The sequence below is a fragment of the Neptunomonas antarctica genome (assembly GCF_001305295.1).
Taxonomy (GTDB): Bacteria; Pseudomonadota; Gammaproteobacteria; order Pseudomonadales; family Balneatricaceae; genus Neptunomonas; species Neptunomonas antarctica.
The window spans coordinates 1-23,034 of sequence record NZ_LJSI01000049.1 but is presented as its reverse complement, the minus strand read 5'-3'; the positions used below and the strand labels follow the sequence as shown (position 1 = coordinate 23,034).

The 23,034-nt window shown below is 46.6% G+C and carries 19 protein-coding genes and 1 pseudogene; 13 read left to right on the top strand and 7 right to left on the bottom strand.

Annotated elements, in window-relative coordinates; genetic code table 11:
• Nucleotides 1-235: 235 nt before the first annotated feature.
• From Nant_RS12830 to Nant_RS12790, 9 genes are all read left to right on the top strand, one after another.
• Entirely contained in the window at nt 236-1,558 is a 1,323-nt protein-coding gene (locus tag Nant_RS12830) for an ABC transporter substrate-binding protein (protein ID WP_054342063.1), read from the top strand.
• A gap of 264 nt (nt 1,559-1,822) precedes the next feature.
• Nucleotides 1,823-2,665, top strand: a complete 843-nt coding sequence (locus tag Nant_RS12825; protein WP_202905010.1) for a carbohydrate ABC transporter permease — start codon at nt 1,823-1,825, stop codon at nt 2,663-2,665.
• Nucleotides 2,666-2,697: 32 nt separating this feature from the next.
• Entirely contained in the window at nt 2,698-3,531 is an 834-nt protein-coding gene (locus Nant_RS12820) for a carbohydrate ABC transporter permease (RefSeq protein WP_054342065.1), read from the top strand.
• A 27-nt stretch (nt 3,532-3,558) separates the two neighbouring features.
• On the top strand, nt 3,559-4,668 hold the full coding sequence (locus Nant_RS12815) for an ABC transporter ATP-binding protein (protein WP_054342062.1): 1,110 nt from the start codon (nt 3,559-3,561) through the stop codon (nt 4,666-4,668).
• Between the two features lie 36 nt (nt 4,669-4,704).
• Entirely contained in the window at nt 4,705-6,180 is a 1,476-nt protein-coding gene (locus tag Nant_RS12810; RefSeq protein ID WP_054342061.1) for a mannitol dehydrogenase family protein, read from the top strand.
• A gap of 45 nt (nt 6,181-6,225) precedes the next feature.
• Nucleotides 6,226-6,864: an HAD family hydrolase gene (locus Nant_RS12805; RefSeq protein ID WP_054342060.1), complete on the top strand. Its 639-nt coding sequence runs from the start codon at nt 6,226-6,228 to the stop codon at nt 6,862-6,864.
• Between the two features lie 276 nt (nt 6,865-7,140).
• Complete coding sequence (locus Nant_RS12800; RefSeq protein WP_054342059.1) at nt 7,141-8,028, top strand: AraC family transcriptional regulator; 888 nt, start codon at nt 7,141-7,143, stop codon at nt 8,026-8,028.
• Between the two features lie 416 nt (nt 8,029-8,444).
• Entirely contained in the window at nt 8,445-10,106 is a 1,662-nt protein-coding gene (gene pgi / locus Nant_RS12795) for a glucose-6-phosphate isomerase (RefSeq protein ID WP_054342058.1), read from the top strand.
• Complete coding sequence (locus Nant_RS12790) at nt 10,106-11,098, top strand: carbohydrate kinase family protein (RefSeq protein ID WP_054342057.1); 993 nt, start codon at nt 10,106-10,108, stop codon at nt 11,096-11,098. Before pgi ends, Nant_RS12790 begins: the two co-directional genes overlap by 1 nt.
• Nucleotides 11,099-11,442: 344 nt before the next feature.
• Here the strand turns inward: Nant_RS12790 and pyk are convergent, their stop codons facing one another.
• Together pyk and gap are read right to left on the bottom strand one after the other, a co-directional pair.
• Complete coding sequence (pyk, locus tag Nant_RS12785; RefSeq protein ID WP_054342056.1) at nt 11,443-12,876, bottom strand: pyruvate kinase; 1,434 nt, start codon at nt 12,874-12,876, stop codon at nt 11,443-11,445.
• A gap of 13 nt (nt 12,877-12,889) precedes the next feature.
• Nucleotides 12,890-13,894, bottom strand: coding sequence for a type I glyceraldehyde-3-phosphate dehydrogenase (gene gap / locus Nant_RS12780; protein WP_054342055.1), 1,005 nt, complete (start codon nt 13,892-13,894; stop codon nt 12,890-12,892).
• A gap of 159 nt (nt 13,895-14,053) precedes the next feature.
• Here gap and edd point away from each other — a divergent pair, with 159 nt between their 5' ends.
• The gene (gene edd / locus Nant_RS12775) at nt 14,054-15,883 is read left to right on the top strand and encodes a phosphogluconate dehydratase (protein ID WP_054342054.1); all 1,830 of its coding nucleotides are present in this window, start codon (nt 14,054-14,056) and stop codon (nt 15,881-15,883) included.
• Nucleotides 15,880-16,779, top strand: a complete 900-nt coding sequence (locus Nant_RS12770) for a D-hexose-6-phosphate mutarotase (RefSeq protein WP_054342053.1) — start codon at nt 15,880-15,882, stop codon at nt 16,777-16,779. The genes edd and Nant_RS12770 overlap by 4 nt, the downstream gene beginning before the upstream one ends.
• A 27-nt stretch (nt 16,780-16,806) precedes the next feature.
• Here Nant_RS12770 and Nant_RS12765 read toward each other — a convergent pair whose 3' ends face one another.
• From Nant_RS12765 to zwf, 4 genes are all read right to left on the bottom strand, one after another.
• On the bottom strand, nt 16,807-17,274 hold the full coding sequence (locus Nant_RS12765) for a methylglyoxal synthase (protein ID WP_054342052.1): 468 nt from the start codon (nt 17,272-17,274) through the stop codon (nt 16,807-16,809).
• Between the two features lie 90 nt (nt 17,275-17,364).
• Nucleotides 17,365-18,030 (bottom strand): bifunctional 4-hydroxy-2-oxoglutarate aldolase/2-dehydro-3-deoxy-phosphogluconate aldolase, encoded by a 666-nt coding sequence (locus Nant_RS12760; RefSeq protein WP_143773515.1) that lies wholly within the window; start codon nt 18,028-18,030, stop codon nt 17,365-17,367.
• A 73-nt stretch (nt 18,031-18,103) separates the two neighbouring features.
• Complete coding sequence (pgl, locus tag Nant_RS12755; RefSeq protein ID WP_054342050.1) at nt 18,104-18,802, bottom strand: 6-phosphogluconolactonase; 699 nt, start codon at nt 18,800-18,802, stop codon at nt 18,104-18,106.
• Nucleotide 18,803: 1 nt separating this feature from the next.
• Nucleotides 18,804-20,279, bottom strand: coding sequence for a glucose-6-phosphate dehydrogenase (gene zwf / locus Nant_RS12750; RefSeq protein ID WP_054342049.1), 1,476 nt, complete (start codon nt 20,277-20,279; stop codon nt 18,804-18,806).
• Nucleotides 20,280-20,531: 252 nt separating this feature from the next.
• Here zwf and Nant_RS12745 point away from each other — a divergent pair, with 252 nt between their 5' ends.
• A complete protein-coding gene (locus Nant_RS12745; RefSeq protein ID WP_082400247.1) occupies nt 20,532-21,392 on the top strand; it encodes a MurR/RpiR family transcriptional regulator in 861 nt (286 codons plus the stop codon).
• Between the two features lie 135 nt (nt 21,393-21,527).
• On the opposite strand, the gene Nant_RS12740 is transcribed toward Nant_RS12745, so the two are convergent.
• On the bottom strand, nt 21,528-22,496 hold the full coding sequence (locus Nant_RS12740) for a carbohydrate porin (protein ID WP_054342048.1): 969 nt from the start codon (nt 22,494-22,496) through the stop codon (nt 21,528-21,530).
• A gap of 280 nt (nt 22,497-22,776) precedes the next feature.
• On the opposite strand from Nant_RS12740, the pseudogene Nant_RS12735 reads away from it, so the two are divergent.
• Nucleotides 22,777-23,034, top strand: a pseudogene (locus Nant_RS12735) (transposase); the annotation flags it as partial.

Sequence of the window (23,034 nt, the reverse complement as noted above, 5' to 3'; positions counted from 1 at the left end):
TATTGATTTTTAATAATTAAATTATATAAATTTGTTTTTTTGTGCAGTTGCGAAATCTATAAATAGTGCAATAAAGTACAGGTATAAGGATTGTTTTTCATTTGTTTTAAATATGCTATAAGAGTTTAATTGATTTCCCCTCGCTCCACGGCCTTCATTCTATGAGGCAGGGAGGGTATATAAAAAATATAAAAAATATTGCTGTCCTTAAGGGTCAGCTATGGAGAATAAATCGATGAAAAACAAACTGATTCCAGTCTTGCTTGCTTCTTCTCTGTGTGTTGTTACGTTAACCGCATCGGCGGCGACTACCGTCACTATTGGTACCGTTAATAACGGTGATATGGTGCGTATGCAGAGTTTATCCAGTGCTTTTGAAAAAGCATATCCAGAGATTAAGCTGGAATGGGTCGTGCTTGAAGAAAACGTCCTGCGTCAGCGTCTGACAACAGATATCGCCACTAAAGGTGGTCAGTTCGATGTTATGACCATTGGCATGTACGAAGCACCGATCTGGGGTGAAAAAGGCTGGCTCACGGCGATGGATAATTTACCGGCAGAATATGACGAGGCAGATATTTTTCCTGCAGTGAGCGGGGGGTTGTCATCAGAAGGTACTTTATACGCGCTACCGTTCTATGCTGAAAGTTCAATGACTTATTACCGTAAGGATTTGTTTGAAAAAGCAGGCCTGGCGATGCCTGATCAGCCTACCTGGGATCAGATGAAGTCTTTCGCAAAAGCACTGCACAAGCCGGAACAGGGACAATATGGTATCTGCCTTCGCGGTAAAGCAGGGTGGGGTGAAAACATGGCGTTGATGACGACAATGGCTAATTCATTCGGTGCTCGTTGGTTTGATGAAAACTGGAAACCTGAATTTGACGGTGAAGAATGGAAAAATGCAGTTAGTTTTTATGTTGACCTGTTAGGTAACTATGGTCCTCCGGGCGCTTCTTCTAACGGCTTTAACGAAAACCTGGCGCTGTTTAACAGTGGCAAGTGTGGTATGTGGGTAGATGCTACCGTTGCCGGTGCTTTTGTTACTGATGATTCGCAGAGTAATGTTTCAGATCAGGTAGGTTTCTCTCTGGCACCACAGCAGGTGACAACTAAAGGCGCGGGTTGGTTGTGGTCCTGGGCGCTGGCGGTACCTGTATCGTCGGATGCTAAAGAGGCAGCAAAAACATTCGCTATGTGGGCAACGTCTAAGGAATATAGCCAGTTGGTTGCTGAGACCAGCGGTATTGAAAATGTCCCGCCGGGTACGCGTGCATCTACTTACAACAATGCAGATTATATGGCAGCAGCACCGTTTGCCGCCAGAACACTTGAGTCTATGAACCGTGCAGATGCTAATGATTCTACACTGAAGCCATCGCCTTATGTGGGTGTACAGTTTGCTGCGATTCCTGAATTTCAGTCGATTGCTACTCAGGTAGGTAAAATGGTGTCCGGTGCATTAGCGGGATCTATGACAGTAGACGAAGCGCTAGAAAGTTCACAACGTATTTCTACACGTGAAATGAAGCGTGCTCGTTACTACGACAAGAAGTAATAGGCGCTTCAATCTGTCAGCCAGACACAACTGTGTCTGGCTGACAGAGCCGTATCATTCGGTTACCACAATGTAATTTAAATGATTAATCAGGATGTCAGCCGCCGTGTGTCTGCGGGGGTTGATGACTGTTTTGATCTACCCATTCCGTGAGAACTCATTATGAAAACTACCCCTTTGCATTCGGGCGCTAAAAGCGTGTCTGATGACAGCGCGGAGAGTGTCAGCGGTATCGCCAAAACCAACGCCCGCATCAGTCGCTACATGGTCTCGCCCTCTGTATTGCTGTTGCTGGTATGGATGGTTGTGCCGTTATCAATGACGATCTACTTCTCGCTGATCCGCTACAACTTGCTTTATCCAGACGATAATGGCTTTGTTGGATTAGAAAACTATGAATACTTCCTGACCGATGAAGGTTTTGGGGCTGGTATGAGTAACACCTTGTTGCTCGTGGGTGCCGTCCTGTTAATTACCATCGTATTAGGTGTACTGATTTCCGTATTGGTTAACCAGCGTTTCTGGGGACAGGGGGTTGTGCGTGTTTTGCTGATTTCGCCGTTCTTTATTATGCCTACGGTGAGCGCCCTGATATGGAAGAACTTACTGTTGCACCCGGTTTCGGGTGTGTTTGCCGCGATCTGGACCTTCTTTGGTGCTCAGCCGGTAGATTGGTTTTCTGAATACCCGATGCTGGCGATCATTATCATCGTCTCTTGGGCGTGGCTACCGTTTGCCATCCTTCTGTTAATGACTGCAATGCAATCGCTGGATCAAGAGCAGCAAGAAGCGGCGCGTTTAGATGGTGCTGGCCCTTGGGCGCTCTTTTATCACCTAACCCTACCGCATCTGGCGCGTCCCATTGCCGTGGTGGTCATGATTGAAACCATCTTTCTGCTTTCCATTTTCGCAGAAATATTTACCACCACCGGTGGCGGTCCTGGCTACGAGACGACCAACTTAGCGTTCCTGATTTATAGCCAGGCCTTATTGCAGTTCGATGTAGGTATGGCATCTGCAGGCGGATTGATTGCGGTTGTTCTGGCCAATGTTGCGGCCTTCTTCCTTGTGCGATTGGTCGGCAAAAGCCTGACTGATAAAAACTGAGATACGGGAGCCATTTTATGCTGAATTTCAACATGCTTAGCCTCAAACAGCGTCGCCGTTTGAATACCGTACTGTTGGGTACTCTTGCCTGGGGTGTTGCGCTGGTTATTTTCTTTCCGATTTTCTGGATGATACTAACCAGCTTTAAAACAGAGATCGATGCTTTTGCGACACCACCGCAGCTGTTCTTCACGCCGACGTTGGAAAACTACACGCAGATTAACGAGCGTAGCGACTACTTTCATTTTGCCTGGAACTCTGTTGTTGTCTCTTTTGGATCAACAATTATTGGCATGATGATTGCCGTTCCTGCTGCGTATTCCATGGCCTTTTTTGAAACCAAGCGAACCAAAACGACATTGTTGTGGATGCTGTCTACCAAGATGCTGCCACCGGTCGGCGTGCTGGTGCCGATTTACCTGTTATTCAAAGATATGGGTATGCTGGATACCCGCTTAGGGCTGGTTATTATCTACACCCTGATCAATCTGCCGATCATGGTGTGGATGGCCTATACATACTTTAAGGAAATACCTAAAGAAGTACTGGAAGCTGCACGCATGGACGGTGCCAGTCTACTTCAGGAAATCTGGCGGGTATTGCTGCCGATGAGTAAAGGCGGGCTCGCCTCTACCGTATTGCTCTCATTGATTTTATGCTGGAATGAAGCGTTCTGGTCACTCAATCTTACGGCCTCCAAGGCTGCGCCGCTGACTGCATTGATCGCTTCCTACTCAAGCCCTGAGGGTCTGTTTTGGGCCAAACTCTCGGCCGTATCGACACTCGCTTGTGCCCCGATCCTGATCTTTGGCTGGTTCAGCCAAAAGCAACTGGTACGTGGTCTCTCTTTCGGTGCGGTGAAGTAGGCATTTAACAAATTTCAAGGAACTATCATGGCTGATTTAACAATAACAAATTTACGTAAATCCTACGGTGACGTTGAAATACTGAAAGGCATCAACCTCGCTATTAAAGACCACGAATTCGTCGTTTTTGTGGGTCCGTCCGGTTGCGGAAAATCGACACTGTTGCGCTCCATTGCCGGGCTGGAAGAAGTCACCTCCGGAGAAATTTTCCTCGACGGCAAAGAGATTACCGAACTGGCTCCCGCTAAACGCGATCTGGCTATGGTTTTTCAGAGCTATGCGCTGTATCCGCACATGACGGTACGTAAAAACATGTCGTTTGCACTCGAGCTGGCGGGGGACAGCAAAGACGTCATCAATACCAAAGTGACGGAAGCGGCTCGTATTCTCGAACTTGAACCCTTGTTGGAGCGTAAGCCCAAAGATCTGTCGGGTGGTCAGCGTCAGCGCGTTGCGATTGGGCGTTCTATTGTGCGAAACCCTAAAGTCTTTCTTTTTGATGAGCCGCTATCCAACCTTGATGCCGCCTTGCGTATCCAGATGCGACTTGAGCTGGCACGCCTGCACCATGATCTTAATGCCACCATGATATACGTGACCCATGATCAGGTTGAAGCAATGACGTTGGCCGATAAAGTGGTTGTTCTGAGTCAGGGACAAATTGAGCAGGTGGGTTCGCCGATGGAGCTTTATCATCATCCGGTGAATCAATTCGTGGCCGGCTTCCTTGGGATGCCAAAAATGAGCTTTTTGCCTGGCAAAGTGGTAGGCAGTGATGCCGATGGTGTCGATGTAGAGCTGATGGCAGGCCCGGGAGTGCGTGTACCGGTAACATCGGAAGGGGTGAGTATCGGCCAGAAGGTAACGTTGGGCGTCCGACCGGAACATATACGGGTAACGGCAGCCGATGAAAGTGACTTCCATGGGATTCTGGACATTGCAGAGCATCTGGGCAGTGACACTTTCTGTTATGTCAAAACTGATACAAAAGAAACACTCACCGTGCGTACACCGGGTGATTTTTCTGGCGCTTATGGCGACAGAATAGGCCTGAGTCTGGATTTGCAGCATTGCCATTTGTTTGATGAGCAGGGTATGGCAATCGCTAAGTTGAACCGTGCCCCTGAGCCCGCTTAATGATTAACAGCATATGTTGTAGATAGGGGTATTTTAATGAAACTAAATGAAGGTAATCTGGCGCTGCTCCCCGCGAAGGTGACGGTGCCATCTTATAATCGACATGCGATATTGCCGGGTATTATTCACGTGGGCGTCGGTGGCTTTCATCGAGCTCATCAGGCAGCTTATACCGAAGCATTACTGAATCAGGGCAAAGCCTCTGAGTGGGGTATTTGTGGTGTAGGCTTGCGTCCCGATGACAGAGCGATGCAGCAAGTGCTGCAGTCTCAGGATTTTCTATACACCTTATATGAATTAGGTGAAGAGGAAGATGCTGGTGTGCAGGTTATCGGCGCTATTGGCGATTTCATGATGGCAGAAGATGATTCTGAAGCCTTGATTGAAAAGTTGGCTTCGCCGCACACGCGAATTGTATCGTTAACGATCACTGAGGGCGGCTATTGCACGGATGATAGTACGGGAGAGTTTAATGCAGGGCTTCCTCAGATCCAACATGATTTGGCACACCCGCAAGCGCCAACCACTATTTTTGGTTATCTTGCAGAAGCACTAGTACGCCGCCAGGCTGCTGGTGTTGCTCCTTTTACTGTGATGTCGTGTGATAATTTGCCGCATAACGGTGATGTGGCGCGCAAGGCGTTGCTTGGGTTTGCAGCTCTGCGTGATATGGCTTTGCATGATTGGATTGCCGCTAATGTAAGTTTCCCCAATGCAATGGTCGACCGAATTACACCGATGACCAGTGACGAGCACCGCAAACAACTATCAGCCGAACAGGGGATTGAAGATAGTTGGCCTGTTGTCTGCGAGCCTTTTCTGCAATGGGTGCTGGAAGATAAATTTTGTAATGGTCGTCCTGAGTGGGAAGCGGTTGGTGTTCAATTTACTGATGATGTGACGCCTTATGAGGAAATGAAGATTGGTTTGCTGAACGGTAGCCATCTTGCGATGACCTATTTAGGCTTTCTTTTAGGTTATCGGTTTGCTCATGAAACAATGGAAGATCCGCTATTAAAGCGTTATGTGCGTTCCTTCATGGATCAAGATGTAACGCCTCTTTTGGCAGACGTCCCCGGAATAGACCTGGATCTTTACAAAACAACATTACTTGAGCGGTTTTCTAATCGGGCTATCGGTGATCAGTTAAGTCGGATCTGCTCTGATGGGTCGTCCAAGTTTCCTAAGTTTGTTTTGCCTACTCTGTTAGGTTTGATCGAAAGCGGTCAGTCATTGGAGCGGGTTGCTTTGATTATTGCGTCATGGGCTCATTATCTGCGAGGTATTGATGAGTGCAACGAGACCTTTGTGGTTTCTGATCCGCGCGCAGACTTGTTGCAGCAAGCGATTCAGGATCCTGAGACGCTGACCAGCGAATTTCTGGGTTTGTATGATGTGTTCGGTTCAGTTATTCCTGATTCGGCCGCTTTTCGGGAGGCATTTAGTCTGCAATTAAGCCGCTTGCAGCAATACGGAGTGCGGGCGACATTAGAGCTGACGTTAGAGGGCTGATTATCCAGATAAATAATCAGTATCAATGAATCAAAGGGGTGGGTGATGCAGTTTGCTATTTTCGACATGGACGGTTTGCTGGTTGATTCTGAGCCTGTTTGGCAGCGTGTCGAAAGGCGCGTTTTGCAGCAACTGTATGGTCTTGACTTAAGCTTGAACGAGGTTGCTGCTTATTCGGGCATGAGCACAAGAGAGTTAAGCATAGCAATCGCGCGTGCTTATCCAGACGCGGATATTAATGCCGTCCATCTGTGTGCGGCTATTCTGGAGGAGATGTCAGCGGCTATAGGCACCGCTCCTGTTATGCCCGGAGCGGTTGAGTTGTTGGAGCGTATCGCTGAGCTGGATCTGCCGTTGGCAATAGCGTCATCTTCACCTTTGTCTTTTATTGAGTCGGTAGTTCGTAAGCATGCGCTTCCGGTTAGATTATTTACCTCCGGTACAGAAGTTGAGTTTTCTAAACCACATCCCGCTGTCTTTCAGTTGGCGGCTCAGCGTATCGGTGCGCAACCTTGGCAATGTCGGGTATGGGAAGATTCGCTCAATGGTGTCATCGCCGCTAAAGCTGCCTGTATGAACGTTGTGGCAGTCCCTGATCCTGAGCATCCTACGCCAGAAAAATTTGCCATAGCTGACATGCTGCATATGTCTCTTTGGGAGAGCTTAAACATTTTTTATAAATAATGAGGACTGTATGGCCAATCTTATTGAGAGGTTAAAGCGATACAGTGCTTTTAAGCAGGTCAAGCTTGGGGCATTACTGGTCGAGCGGCCGAGAGTGTTGAAATAGGAGGTGCCTTCTCTTAGTGATGATGCCTATCAATACAATTTTGTCGTCCGTTATCATGATAAGCGCCCTTGTGGTTGAATTAATGGTCAAAAATAGGGCGATAAAGTATAAATAGGGATGTGACCTGGTATTAAGTCGCGGTTATCGCGCGAAGGTGAGGTATAAATAAAATGAAGCAGCGTATTCAACCTGAGTTTGAATGGGTCGATCAGCAGGCGGATGCATCAATTCGTTATCTGGAGCACGGTTACCCCAGCCCATTAGTGCGTTGGCATTATCATGATGAATATGAATTGCATCTGATAACGGCAACCACAGGTAAAGTTTTTATCGGTGATTATATAGGTAATTTCTCACCCGGCAGCCTGATTCTTGTGGGGCCTCAATTGCCTCATAACTGGGTGAGTCAGATAGGTAGGGATGAGCAGATTGATTTGCGTGATCGCGTTGTGAATTTTTCTCCGGAGTTTGTTCGCGGATGTGAATCAGTCTTTCAGGAGATGCGTGTATTGGCGCCATTCTGGGAGCGTGCCAGTTACGGTATTGAATTTCTGGATACTGATAAAATACAACAAATAGTACCGTTGTTTGAGGAAATTGCCACTTCATCAGGCCTGAAAAGGCTGACACGTTTTTTGACACTGATTGAGTTGCTGGCTTCCATTTCCGATTACCGGGTGTTGTCATCTTCAGCCTATGTTCCGATTCAGGATTCCAAAATTCTTCATCGTCTCAATCTGGTGATTAACTATATTTTTGAACATTATGACTCGGAAATCACGTTGGATGAGATCGCTAAACATGTTGATATGAGTCCTACTTATTTTTCGAAGTTTTTTAAAAAATCGACAGGACAGCGTTTTGTTGAGTTTGTTAACGGTATGAGAATCAATAAGGCCTGTGAGCACTTAGCACATACGGATGAGCCGATAACCGATATTTGTTTCACGGTGGGCTTCAATAATATCGCGAATTTTAATCGTAGATTTTTTGCTCTAAAGGAAATGACACCCTCGGAATACCGAAAAACCTCCATAGGCGCTTTGTATATAGGCTAATCGAAACTGACCTGGACTTTTGTCTTGCTGGGATCATGCTATTTAATTGAATATTACTAATATACAAAACGTCGATCTTTATTATCGTGGTTTTATTACGAATAAATTTTAATATTTTGTTTGGTATTTCCTTATTATTTGTAATAATTACGTTATTATACGATGAGCCAGTACAGCGTTTTAGATTTTTATTTCAGCTAAGAAGCAATGTATAAAAAAGTACATGATGAGAGTGGGTAGGGTATTTGCCTGTTTTTAGGATTAACGATGTAATACAGCCTGTCGCCTTTATGGCATTCATGGTTGTTGTTGCGGGCATATATGTTGATTTACTTCATTGTTAGTGGCTGATGTATTCTGCGTACCGTTTTTTAGGGCCTTATATTTTAATAATAATTATTAATGAGAAATATATCATGTATGCACTTGATCAATCAGTTACTTGGAAGAAGCTCGAGCAGCTGGCAGAGAAGACAAAAGATGATCGTATAGCCGATTATTTTACCGCCAATCCCGCTCGATTTGATAAAATGAGCCTGCGTTTGGGTGAGCTGTTTCTGGATTATTCCAAAAATAAAATATCCGATGAGGTCTTTGCGGCATTGCTGCAGCTCGCCGAGCATTCTTCTCTACGTCAGCGCCGTGCACAGATGTTCTCCGGTGATATTATTAATGCAACCGAAAAAAGGCCAGTGTTGCATGTTGCTTTGCGTAATCGCGGTGATGAGGCGATTGTAGTGAACGGTCAGGATGTGATGCCAGATATTCGGGCGGGCCTTAAAAAGCTTGAGACGTTCAGTAATCAGGTACGAGACGGAAAGTGGTTAGGTTATACCGGTAAAAGAATTCGCCATATTATCAATATTGGTATCGGAGGGTCGGATCTTGGGCCTAATATGGTGTGCCGTGCGCTACTTAACTATAAGCACCCCGAATTAAGTATGCATTTCATCTCGAATGTTGATGGTCAGCATATTAAGAAAGTGCTTAAAAGTCTTGATCCTGAAACGTCGTTATTTATTGTTTCTACGAAAACCTTTTCGACCCAGGAAACCTTGCTTAATGCGAACAGTGCGAAGCGTTGGTTTTTGCAGGAAACGGGGTGTGTGGAGGCCGATATCGGGCAGCATTTTGTAGCAGTCTCGACGAATAAAGCGGCAGCGATGGAGTTTGGAATTCGTCAGGATAGTATTTTTGAATTCTGGGCGTGGGTTGGCGGGCGTTATTCTCTGTGGTCCAGCATTGGCTTACCCATTGCGTTGAGTATTGGTTATGATCGGTTTATCGAGTTGCTGGAAGGCGCTTACGAAATGGATCGGCACTTTCTTGAAGCACCTCTGGATAAAAATATGCCGGTCATCATGGCATTGATCGGTATCTGGTATACCAATTTTTTGGGGGCAGAAACGCAAGCTGTTATTCCTTATGATCAGGCGATGCATCAATTCCCTTCATTTTTACAGCAGCTGGATATGGAAAGTAATGGTAAGTCAGTCGATATGGAAGGTAAGCCTGTTAGCTACGATACCGGACCTATTGTCTGGGGACAGACGGGCTCCAACGGCCAGCATGCTTTTTTTCAACTGTTGCACCAGGGCACCCGGTTTATACCTATCGATTTTATTGCTTCGCTGAAAACCGATGAAACGGCTGAAGAGCACCATTTTGCACTACTCACTAATATGCTGGCGCAGGCAAATGCGTTTATGAATGGTGATGTTAGTGAGGGGCAGCAGGGATATGCGAGCTGTCCGGGTAATCGTCCCAGTAATGTTTTGTTAATGGATGAATTAAGCCCGCGTAATTTAGGGGCTCTCATTGCGCTATACGAGCATAAGGTGTTTGTGCAGGGGACGATATGGAATATTAATTCGTTTGATCAGTGGGGCGTTCAGTTGGGCAAGCGACTAGCGACTGAAATTAGTCGAAGTATTGAGCGAAAAAGCACTGATTACGATGAGTCGACACAAGGACTGATGGCCATTGTTAAGCAGCATATGTCAAAAGGGAAAGCTCCTTCAGCTAAAGCATCAGATAAAGTATCAGAAAAACAGCAAAAAATGCGTGGAGCGAAGTAATGCAAAAGGTAATTTCGTTTGGTGAAGCCTTAGTTGATATGCTGTCCAGTAAAGTATCGAAGCCTGCTGGAAAAACAGAAGCAGCTTCGCATGAATCGTTTACTAAATTTCCGGGCGGGGCACCAGCTAATGTTGCCGCTGCAGTCGGTAAGCTAGGCGGAAACAGCGTGTTTGTTGGTCAGGTGGGTGCTGACATGTTTGGCGATTTCATGAAAGCTTCATTGGAAGATGCGGGTGTCGATACCCGCTATCTTTTGCAAAGCGATGAGGGCAAAACAGCGCTGGCATTTGTATCGTTGGATGATCATGGCGAGCGAAGTTTTGAGTTCTATCGGAATGCTTCTGCTGACTTGCTATTTAGTGCCGATGACTTTCAGGAAAGTTGTTTTGAAGGCGGAGGATTATTTCATTTTTGCTCAAATACACTGACGGAACCCGCGATTCGTGCAGCTACATTGGCCGGCATAGATAAAGCAAAATCTGCAGGGTGTATCATTAGTTTTGATGTGAACTTGCGGCTCAATTTATGGCCTGAGGGTGCTGATCCATTTGAATTTATCTGGGCTTGCCTTGAACGTGCGGATATCGTCAAATTATGTGTAGAAGAGCTTAACTTTATATGTCGTGGTCAGGTTCAGGCACAGGTTATAGAGCGCTTGTTGTCGCTTGGTATCGCGTTAGTATTGGTGACTGATGGCGGTAAACCCTTGCGTTATCACACGCAAGAACGGACCGGCACAATACAACCGCCAAGTGTCGCTATGGTCGATAGCACGGCTGCCGGGGATGCGTTCATCGGAGGGTTGTTATATGCGTTGGCTGAGCAGAATATATCGGCGCCATTATTATCTGATTTTGTGGCAATAGAGAGTGCACTTCTTAAGTCGGCCTTAACGTTTGCAAGCGCATGTGGTGCTTATGCTGTTGCGCATCAGGGTGCATTCAGTTCGTTGCCCGGCAAGGAAGACCTGACACCCGCTTATTTTGCGTAGCTTGATGGTTTTCGGTACTCCTTAATGGTTATTTCTTGATGTCTTCACCTGCTTCCTTCAGTTTTATGAAGGTGGCAAGGTGTCGATAAGTCAATGCTTGGCGGCAAGTAGCGCTCGCTAAGTAATCCCCGCTAGCGCTTGCCTTCTCCGTGCTCTTTCAGAAACCAATTTTATTGTCTTCTTCCGTGTAGGAAATTTTTGTACAGCAAGGTTGGCGGGTTCGATGCGTTGGTCGTATTTATATTAAAAAAGAGGGGGAGTAATACTCCCCTGAAGTTTTGGCTGGAGAGCCACGAACATGAATCAGAAAAAAGGGATTAAAAAAACAAAGTAAAAAAATGAGGTCAGACTCTAAGCACTTTAAGCGTGTTGGTGCCTCCTAGTGCATTCAGGTAGTCACCCTTAGTAATAATAACCAAGTCGCCGGTTTTAACGATTTCTCGTTCTATCAGTATCTCGATAGCGCTTCTGTTCAGTTTTTCCGGATCGAGTAGATCAGAATTAAATGGCACAGCATATACGCCTCGATAGAGAGCCACTCGGTGCTGTGTATCTTCGTTACGCGAGAAGGCAAAAACGGGCAGTGATGAGCGCAAGCGCGACATGAGTTGCGGCGTAGCCCCGGTTTCCGTCATGCAGATAATCGCTTTTACGCCGACCAGATGGTTGGCCGCGTAGATTGCAGACAGTGCGATAGTTTCATCAATGTTATGAAAGTCTTCATTGATGCGGTGTTTAGATCTTTTTGTCAAAGGGTGACGCTCAGCGCCGAGGCAGATGCGATCCATAGCCTGTACGGTTTCTGTTGGGAAGTCGCCGGCTGCGGTTTCAGCTGAAAGCATCACGGCATCCGTATAATCCAACACAGCATTAGCTACATCAGACACTTCTGCACGGGTAGGCATGGGGCTGTTGATCATGGACTCCATCATTTGAGTCGCGGTAATGACTACCGTATTTAACGTGCGGGCGCGCGCAATGATATGTTTTTGTACGGCGATAAGTTCTGCATCACCAATTTCTACGGCCAGGTCTCCACGGGCCACCATGACGACTTCGGAAGCGCGAATAATATCATCAAGGACTTCAGGGTCAGCCACCGTTTCAGCGCGTTCTATTTTGGCGATCAGTCCGGCGTTAGATCCGGCTGCTTTGAGTAGGGCGCGAGCCTCGTTCATATCAGCGGCGTCACGTGGAAAAGAGACAGCGACATAATCCACACCAATAGCAGCGGCCGTCTTGATGTCTTCTTTGTCTTTGTCGGTCAGTGCTTTTGCCGACAAGCCACCGCCTAAACGGTTAATGCCTTTGTTGTTGGATAACCAGCCGCCGAGAAGCACTACGGTGTGCAGTTTATGCTCAAAGGTTTCAGTTACCTTGAGCTCAATACGCCCGTCATCGAGTAAGAGGACGTCATTAATTTTGGCGTCTTCTATTAGCGCTTTGTAGTCGAGGCCTACCTGTGTCTGGTCGCCAGCATCACGGTCGAGCGTGGCATCCAGGGTAAATGGCTGGCCCGCTTCTAATCGTACTTTTTGTTCGGCAAAGCGAGATATGCGGATTTTTGGACCTTGCAGATCTCCCAGTATGGCAACAAAACGACCATGTTTTTTCGATAACATGCGCACCATTTCAGCACGTTTGCGATGGTCTTCCGCTTCTCCATGGGAAAAATTAAGGCGCATTACATCAGCCCCAGCAAGAATAAGTTTTTCGATCTGCTCTTCACTGCTGGTGGCCGGGCCTAGTGTGGCAACAATCTTGGTGCGTCTTAACATGGTGTTATGCTCCTCAGGCGGGTGCCTGAATTAAGGCTAGAGTATTGTCTAACATACGGTTGGAGAATCCCCACTCGTTGTCATACCAAGACATTACTTTCACTAAGCGACCTGAAACTTTGGTCATAGAACCGTCGAAGATGGAGGAGAGAGGGTTATGGTTAAAATCTATCGAGACCAGAGGGAGGGTGTTATATCCCAGTACCGGAGAGTGTTTGGCTGCGGCGGCAATAAGCTGGTTTACCTCATCTACGCTGGTTTTTCGTTGAGCAATAAAGCATAGATCGACTAACGATACGTTAATCGTAGGTACGCGCACTGCCATGCCATCGAATTTGCCTGCAAGCTCCGGTAAGACCAGCCCCACGGCGGCTGCTGCGCCTGTTTTGGTTGGAATCATAGACTGCGTAGCAGAACGGGCGCGGTAAAGGTCTGTGTGATAAACGTCTGATAGATTCTGATCGTTAGTATAAGAGTGAATCGTGGTCATCAGGCCGCTTTCGATGCCAATATTTTGTTGTAATACCTGTGCGACGGGTGCCAGACAGTTTGTGGTGCAGGATGCATTGGAAATTATCTGATGAGACTGGCGAAGCACGTTATCATTAACGCCATAGACGACGGTGGCATCCGCACCTTTACCGGGTGCTGAGATAATAACTTTACGCGCACCTGCTGTGATGTGTTGAGCAGCCTTTTCGCGTTCGGTAAAAAAGCCGGTGCATTCATAGACGACATCGATATTCAGTGTTTTCCACGGCAGGTCAGCAGGATTACGTATGGCGCTGATCGTAATCTTGTCACCATTGACTATGATGCTTTCAGCATTATGTTCAACGTCACCTGCGAAGCGACCATGAACGCTGTCATATTGGAATAAATGTGAATTAATGGCAGCGTCACCCAGATCGTTTATAGCAACGACTTGAATCTTGTCGCGATAGTTATTTTCGTAGAGTGCGCGCAGTACATTGCGGCCGATGCGGCCAAAACCGTTGATTGCAACACGGATTGTCATGGATACTACCTCGTAATACATGTATTTATTTTTACTAATAGTACGTAATAAACAATAAAAAGCAATGGTTGTTTGTAGATTATATATGTAAACTTACCAATATAATAAAATCCCAGGCAGCTTTCTTCTGTCTAAATAGGTGATGATTCAGGAGTTTTTATGCACGTCATTATTGAGCAAGTCACAGCACGTATTGTAGAGCGCAGTAAATCAACCCGAGAGGCCTATCTCCACCAGATGAAGGGTGCAGAGGATCGGGGAGTTCATCGGTCACGTTTATCTTGTGGAAATCTGGCGCACGGTTTTGCTGCATGTGGCGAAAACGACAAGCAGTCGTTAAAAATGATGAACGCAGTCAATGTGGGTATTATTTCGTCATATAACGACATGCTGTCTGCTCACCAGCCATTTGCCAGCTTTCCTGATCAGATTCGTGCGGCGGTTCATGAGCTGGGCTCAGTGGCGCAGTTTGCCGGCGGTGTGCCAGCGATGTGTGATGGTGTGACGCAGGGGCAGCCGGGTATGGAGCTGAGTCTGTTTAGTCGTGATGTGATTGCCATGGCGACCGCCATTGGTTTATCTCACAATATGTTTGATGCCGCGCTGTATCTGGGTGTCTGTGACAAAATTGTTCCGGGTTTATTGATCGGTGCACTACGCTTCGGACATTTACCTACTTTATTTGTGCCCGCAGGTCCGATGCCGAGTGGCTTGCCAAATAAAGAAAAAGCCAATATTCGTCAGTTGTATGCTGAAGGGAAAGTGGATCGTGATGCGCTGCTTCAGTGTGAGTCTGATTCTTATCACAGTGCAGGTACCTGTACATTCTACGGGACGGCGAATAGTAACCAGATGGTCGTTGAAGTGATGGGGTTGCATCTGCCAGGTTCGTCCTTCGTTAACCCCGGTACTAATATGCGTGAAGCGCTCACTCGTGAGGCGGCGCAGCAAGTGGTGCGAATTACAGCGCAAAATGGCCGTTTTACTCCGCTTTATGAAATTGTAGATGAGCGTTCACTGGTTAATGCGATCGTGGCTCTGCTGGCTACCGGTGGTTCGACTAATCATACGATGCATTTAATTGCGATCGCTCAGGCAGCGGGTGTGATTATTAATTGGGATGATTTTTCTGATCTTTCTGATGTGGTCCCTCTGCTGGCGCGTATTTATCCTAACGGTGATGCTGATATCAACCATTTTCAGGCGGCGGGTGGTGTTGGCTATCTTGTGCGTGAGTTGTTGGCGGGCGGTTTTCTGCATGAAGATGTAATGACCATTATGGGTAAAGGCTTATCGCGTTATACGCAGGAGCCGTTCTTAGAAAACGGCAAGGTTGTCTGGCGTGAAGGTGTGAGTGAGTCACTGGACAGTAAAGTACTAAGTACAGTAGCGCAGCCGTTTAGTGCGAATGGTGGTTTAAAGCGCCTCGAAGGTAATTTGGGTCGTGGTGTTATAAAAGTATCTGCGGTTGCGCCTGAGCATCATATCGTTGAAGCGCCTGCTATTGTTTTTGAAGATCAGGATGCTATTTCTCTGGCATTTGATCGCGGTGAGCTTGATCGTGATTTCGTTGCAGTTGTGCGCTATCAGGGGCCAAAAGCTAACGGAATGCCGGAGTTGCATAAGCTGACGCCTTATTTGGGCACGCTTCAGGATCGCGGATTTAAAGTGGCGCTGGTAACGGACGGTCGCATGTCGGGTGCGTCAGGTAAAGTCCCTGCGGCTATCCATGTGTGGCCTGAGGCAAGTGTCGGTGGTCCGTTGGCGCAAGTAGCCGATGGCGATATTATTCGTCTGGATGCCACGACTGGCAGTTTGCAGTTGCTTGCTGATAATGACGCATGGCTGGCCCGTGGTCAGACTATGCCTGCCTCCGCCGCTAATCATCATGTGTCTATGGGGCGTGAGTTATTTGCGCCGATGCGTGGGCAAGTGAGTTGCGCAGAAGAGGGCGCGAGTGTATTTGTCTTTACGGAGATGGGTGTGTGAATGAATGGGGGGCTGTGAGTATTGCCGGGCAAGCTTTGATCGATAGTATGGATCATGGGTGTCACGATGTTGAGTGGCAGGGTTTTCCGGTGCGCCTGATAAAGCAGCCGTGGGGTGAACTGCTTATCTCCCTTCATGGGGCGCAGGTGTTGCACTTTCGGCCAGCTAATGAACATCCGGTGTTATGGTTAACGGCTCAGCCAAAATCATTCCCCGGCGCTATCCGCGGGGGTGTGCCTTTGTGCTGGCCTTGGTTTGCGGATCATCCGGCAGATGCGGCATTGCCTGCTCATGGTGTTGCGCGCACGGGTAAATGGCGGTTGGAGCATGAGCAGATAACTGAATCAGGTGGGTGCTGGCTGATGACTCCGGAAGCGTCGTTGTGGCCTGATTTGGCGCTGAGTTTGCGAATTACTGTAGGGCAGAATGGGCTTGCTATTAGTCTGACGACAGATAATGTTGGGCTTCAGGCTGCTACATTGACGCAGGCATTGCATAGTTATCTGGCAATATCGGCAAGAAATAGCATCAGTATTGAAGGGCTTGAGGGGTATGCTTATTTTGATAAGTTGCAGGCAATGGCCCAGTTTAACCTGGAGGGCTCTGTTGATGCGACGCAGGAGATTGACCGGGTTTTCAATCATGCGGAGAGTGTGTTGCTGGTTGATCATGGTTGGCAGCGATCTTTGCGCATCGGTAAGCGCTATAGCGGATCAACGGTGGTGTGGAATCCGGGTGTGTCTGCAAAGGGAGTGGTTGATATAGGCTTGGATCAGGTTGATGCTTTTGTGTGTATAGAGGCTGCTAATACGGGGTGTGTTGACCCGGTGGTCTTGCTCAGTGGTGAATCGATTTGTCTGGAAACTCAATTCACCATAGAGCCCTACGTCAAGTAAGAGGGCGTGATTGTCATTTAAAAGCGATCAGCTTTCTTTGTTTAAGCGCTTAGCAAGATACTTTTCGTAATCGGGTATCTTGTAGGGGTGTTCCTGCGTCATGAGTGGAGAACTGATCAAAAAATCAGCGGTGCTGCGGTTGCAGGCAACGGCAATGTTCCACACTGCCGCAACACGCAGGAGTGCTTTTACGTCCGGGTCGTGCGGCATTGGCTCAAACGGATCCCAGAAGAAAATAATGATATCAATCATTCCTTTAGTTACGAGTGCCCCTATCTGCTGATCACCGCCCAGTGGGCCGCTGATCAGTTTTTCGATGGGGATATTGATATCATTTTCCAGTAAGTGGCCGGTTGTACCTGTCGCGTACAGATGATGATGCTTGAGCATATCAAGATGCTGTCGAGTCCATTCGAGTAAGTCTTGCTTCATATTATCATGAGCAATCAGCGCAATTCGTTTGCGCCTAGGCATCTCTACCTGTTTGTAATCCATGGTCACTTACCTTTTTCTGTATTACTGTTAAGCGTTTTTCTTAAGTGTTTTTCTTAAGTATTTTTCTTAAGTATGCGTGGGCTAATGAAATTATTTGCCTGCTGGTCGGGCGCTTATGCATGCCTGCTTAGCGAGTGCTGCAATACCTGCCCAGTCCTTCGCTAATACAAGGTCTGCCGGTGTTAGCCAGGTTCCACCCACGCACATGACATTGCTTAGTGCCAGATAATCAGCGGCTGTATTGACGCGAATGCCACCTGTCGGGCAAAAATGTACATCACTAAACGGCCCTTGGAATGCTTTCAATGTGTTGGTTCCACCTGATATCTCAGCAGGGAAAAACTTGAAGCGTTTGTAGCCGCGCTGAATACCTTCCATCATTTCAGATACGGTTTGAATGCCGGGTAAGAAGGGTATGTCGCTGCTGATGCCGTATTCCAGTAGTTCGGTTGTAATGCCCGGGCTGACTATAAATGAGCTGCCACAATCGACAGCGCGCTTAAAATCATCAGGCGTGATAATGGTACCCGCGCCCACTTTTGCTTCAGGTACATGGCGCGCTATGGCTTCAATCGCTTTTAGTGCGGCGCTAGTGCGTAAAGTGACTTCCAAAACGGGTAGTCCGCCTTCAACGAGCGCCTGCGCCATCGGTATGGCATCTTCGACATTATCGATAGTTAGCACAGGAATGACTGGTCCAAGGTGGCACAGTTGGTCAATCCGAAATGTCATATCTTGAGGGAGAAGATTGTTCATATATAATCCTGTATCTGTATTAAGAGCACTGCTTGAACTAGTGATTGTGTTGTGCATTTGTGTACTTCCATGCTCAAGCTGCCCAATAAATAGTGAGTGGTCGTTCTAGAAAGATACTGATCGGCATGGTGTGTAGGTTGTTTTCGCGCAATGCCTTTTTCAGTACCTCTAGTTTGTCTTGGCCGCATATATGCAAAATACGTAAATCACTGTTAAATAGGCGCTTGGGTGTCAGTGTCATGCGTGCGTGAGGTGCAGACGCGGGATTTGTTACTGCGCAGTCTTTGTTGCTTGCCAGTGCAGCGTAGAGGTCGCCTTTAGCGCATGGAAATAAAGAAGCGGTATGGCCATCGTTTCCCATACCTAATATGACAGTATTCAATGGGGTGTCGAGTTCAGCTAGCCGTTGATTGCAGCTTGCTTCGGCTTCTTTTGCGCTGATGTTTTCTTGCCACAGTCCGATAAATCGAGACGCTGAGGCTTCGTTTTGCAGTAAGTTTTCTTTTACAAGCCGCTCATTGCTATCTTGATGGTCAGGGCTTACCCAGCGATCATCGACTAGCGTAATGGTTACTGCGCTCCAGTCCAGTGGTGCGTGGCTTAGCTGCTTGAATAGCGGAATCGGTGTTGAGCCTCCAGAGAAAGCGATGCTTGCGCGGCCAGACTGATTGATTGAGTTCTGTAAACGTGTCTGAATCAGCTCGCATAAACTGTTAGTTAGCGCTTCTCTGGATTCAAACTCGCACAGCGTTATATGCTCAGGCATATTCATTTCACTGATCCTCATGCCAGCAATTCCCGTCTTTCATAATAAGTAGATCGGCCGCTTTGGGCCCCCAGCTGCCAGCCGCATAGGGTTGCGGTGCTTTGTTTTCCATTTTCCAGTGATCTAATAATTGATCGCACCATTTCCAGGCGTGTTCAATTTCGTCGCGTCTCACGAATAAGTTTTGATTGCCTTTTATCAGTTCGAGTAATAAGCGCTCATAAGCGTCAGGGATGCGGTCTTGTGTGGTTGATTGTGAAAAGCTGAGATTCAGGGATTCACTTCGCAAGCGCATGCCGTTGCTCAGTCCCTGGTCTTTGTTTAATACCTGTAGAGAGATCCCTTCTTCTGGCTGCAAGCGGATAGTCAGCTTGTTTTGTGCCAGATTGCGTTGGCTCTCATTAAAGATGAAATGCGGTTGTTGTTTAAAGTGAATAGTAATTTGCGAAAGTTTTCCCGCAAGACGTTTGCCGGTACGCAGATAAAAGGGAACGCCTGCCCAGCGCCAGTTGTCGATTTCAACTTTCAACGCAACAAATGTTTCGGTGTTACTTTTGGGGTTAGCGCCTTCTTCTTCCATGTAGCCGGGGACCTGAGTGTTATCAATCATGCCCTTGGTGTAACGCCCGCGAACAACATGGGTGTTGTGCATGTCGCCGGTAATAGGTCGCATGGCTTTAAGTACCTTGACCTTTTCATTACGGATGAGGTCGGCAGACAGATCGTCAGGTGGATTCATTGCAGTTAGACATAGTAGTTGCAGTAGGTGGTTTTGTACCATGTCGCGCATCTGGCCGGCTTGATCGAAGTAGCCCCAACGGCCTTCTATGCCTACTTGTTCTGCCACAGTGATCTCTACATGAGAGATATGATTCTGGTTCCATTGAGTGCCAAAGAGAGGGTTGGCAAAGCGCAGTGCCATCAGATTCTGAACCGTTTCTTTGCCCAGGTAATGGTCGATACGATAGATCTGTGACTCACTGAAAAATTCTGAAACCTGGTCATTGATCGCATTGGCAGAGATCAGGTCATGCCCGATGGGTTTTTCCATGACCATGCGGCACTGTTCATTCAGGCAGCCTGCTTCGCTTAAATTTTGGCTGATAGGGCCAAACATAGATGCTGGAGTTGCGTAGTAGAAAATACGGGTGCGATCATCCTGGGTTGTCAGTGTCGATTGCAGATTTTTGTAATTTTCGGCTTCGGTGAAATTAATCTTGCAATAGTCCAGCATAGACATAAATGCTGCCAGGCTTTCTTTGTCTAATTCGTCTTTCTTGATGAAGCGGTGCAGGCTTTTGGTGCAATCAGAAATGAACGTTTCTTTGTCGATATCTTGTCTGGCGACACCCAAAATTCGGCTGCTTTTATTTATTAAGTCTTCGCGCGCCAGTTGGTAAAGTGCGGGAATTAGCTTGCGTTGCGCCAGGTCTCCCATGGCGCCAAAGATGACAATATCACTCAAGGTGTTGTGGGAAGACATACTAAATCCTATTAATGTGGTTATTAGACCAATATATGTAATATTCTATGCTGTTTATCTGATAGGTCAATCATTTTGGTGGTAATATTACGTAAATATATAGAGTATTAGTCAATTATGCATGCTGAAGGCTTATTTGTTTAGGAGGTGTTGCTGGAAGCCTCACTCTATCGCAGGTATAGTATTAATGTAGTTAAATAACCACCTAATAAATCCATCTCATTTTAGTCCACCTAAATAAGTCCACTTACTATGCCTGATAATATGAATGTACTTGATCAGATCCGTGAGCGTCTAGATTCGTTGAATAAATCTGAGCGTAAAGTTGCAGGTGCTATCCTGCGGGATCCTAAAGCCGCCACCCGAATGAGTATAGCTACTTTGGCACAGGCGTCCTCTGTTAGTGAGCCGACAGTGAACCGTTTTTGCCGGAACTTCATTACAACCGGCTACCCTGATTTCAAGATTCAGCTAGCCCAGAGTCTTGCTGTTGGAACGCCCTATGTGAGCCGCAGTGTCGAGCAAGATGATACGACTGAAGAGTACACGGATAAAATATTTACCTCGACCATTGCGGCCCTTGATATCTCGCGTAAGCGGGTTGATGCAACCTTAGTCGCCAAAGCGGTTGATTATCTGATTCAGGCGAAGCAGATTTCTTTTTTTGGTTTGGGTGCCTCGGGTCCGGTTGCGATGGATGCACAACATAAATTTTTCCGTTTTAATATTCCGGTCACTGCTTATGATGATGTGATGATGATGCGAATGGTCGCAGCAGCAGCACATACTGGTGATGTGATCGTAATGATCTCTTATACAGGTCGTACGCGGGAGATGGTTGAGATTGCGCGTATTGCCCGGGAAAGCGGAGCTACTGTTTTAGGCATCACTGCCCAAAACTCTCCTCTGACAAAGGAGTGCACCGTATTGCTGGAAGCACCAACGCCAGAAGATACTGATGTATATATGCCTATGATCTCGCGTATTGTTCAGTTAGCTCTGTTGGATGTATTGGCAACGGGTGTTACTTTGCGTCGTGGTGTTGGTTTTCACAGTCATTTAAAGAAAATTAAAGATAGTTTGAAGGATACGCGTTACCCGAGTGATGATTGAATGGGTAATTTAAAAATAGCGTGTTTATAGCGATGAGATTTATAAGAGTGCTATATAAGTCGGTGATATCTGGATAAAGAACAAGGCCGTCAGTGAAGGGGGGCTGTCGGCCTTGCTCTTATCTTTTTTCTTACTTTAGAACGTATAGTTAAAGCGCATACGAGCCGCAATGGCTTCATCGTCTACTACATTGTCTGCAGTGGAATATGATCCTGCAAAAGTAACAGTAGCATTTTCGATATCAAACAGAGGTAATGTGTATGCCGCGTAAGTCGTGACTACTTCTGGATTTACATCGTTCACGTTATCTTCTTGCGATGCAATTACACCCGCACCAAAGTTGCCATATGTCATATTAGCGGCATAAGAAGTGACTTTATTGTCTGTATTGTCATCTTCCATGCGTGCGGCTGAAATATTGATGTTAGCCGCTGCTACGTTGAAATTAGCTGTTAAGGCAAAGCCGGACTGGCTTACATCGCCGCCAGCAGTCAGGTCATAACTCACGCTTTCATAACCGGCTGTTAGAGTAACTGCTTCAGTGGTCAGGGTGACAGAAGGGCGGATACCCGATATAGCAGTTCCGTTGTCACCTGCGGTGTCGTCATCCCCAAATATTGTATCAATTTCAAATTTCAGGTTATCGCTGGCCTTAAAGTGCAACGCAATCTGGCCACCATCATCACCGGCAAAGCCGCGAACTTTGTTAGCTTCGTAAACGGATACTTCGGTGCCGCCGCCAGCATGTGCTATCAGAGTATCCTTGCCTAATGGGAATAGATTGATTGCTTCAAAGCGACCAATCTGGGCATTCCAGGTGTCATTCCCTAGCTGTATGTAAGCATCACGAACCGCTACGTTCTTGTCGCCGTCTGTGAGTAAGCGAATGCCTCCTTTGGCAGCGACGAAATATTCACCTTTCTGGCGTTTACTATAAACATTCAGTTCCACAAATCCATTTTGATCGTAGGAAGTCGACGTAGTTGCTGAGTCAAGAGCGTCAGTGTCTAGCTCAAGGTTTGCATCAAAGGATAGCTCTGCGTGGGCAGCACTAGTGGTTAGGATACTGAAGGCAATAGCGGTGAATAAAAGTGATTTTTTCATAGAATACAGGCCTTATGATGTTTTTGTTTTTATAATATTTTGTTGTTTTATAATAAATAAATGAATTTTATATGTCTCATACGTTTTTGTGGTTGTAATAGTACTTTTATGTACTTTAATAGATATTATTTATTAATTATGCGGAGTGATTGTTCTATTTTTAAATTTAAAATTTCACTTAAGTATTTGTTTTTAAAATATATGTTTAATATTTCTCCAATCTTCTTTTGATAAAAAAGAATTAAAAGCAAATAAAAATTTTGTTTTTAGTTCTTTTTTGTGGCTGCCTGACGCCGGTGTGTTACTAAAAGAAGGCTCACTCATGGGTGCCAACATCATTGAAACGCCGAATTCAAGTAAGAATAAAGAGGGAGCACGCGACCCTGAGGAGCACCAAACCAAGAAGGGCAATCAATGGCACTTTGGGCTGAAAGTTCATATTGGTGTGGATGCACGACAGGTATTAAGCATAGCCTCACGACTACAGCAGCCAATGTGGAAATAAAACACGTTGACCTTGATGAAAGTATGACTCGAG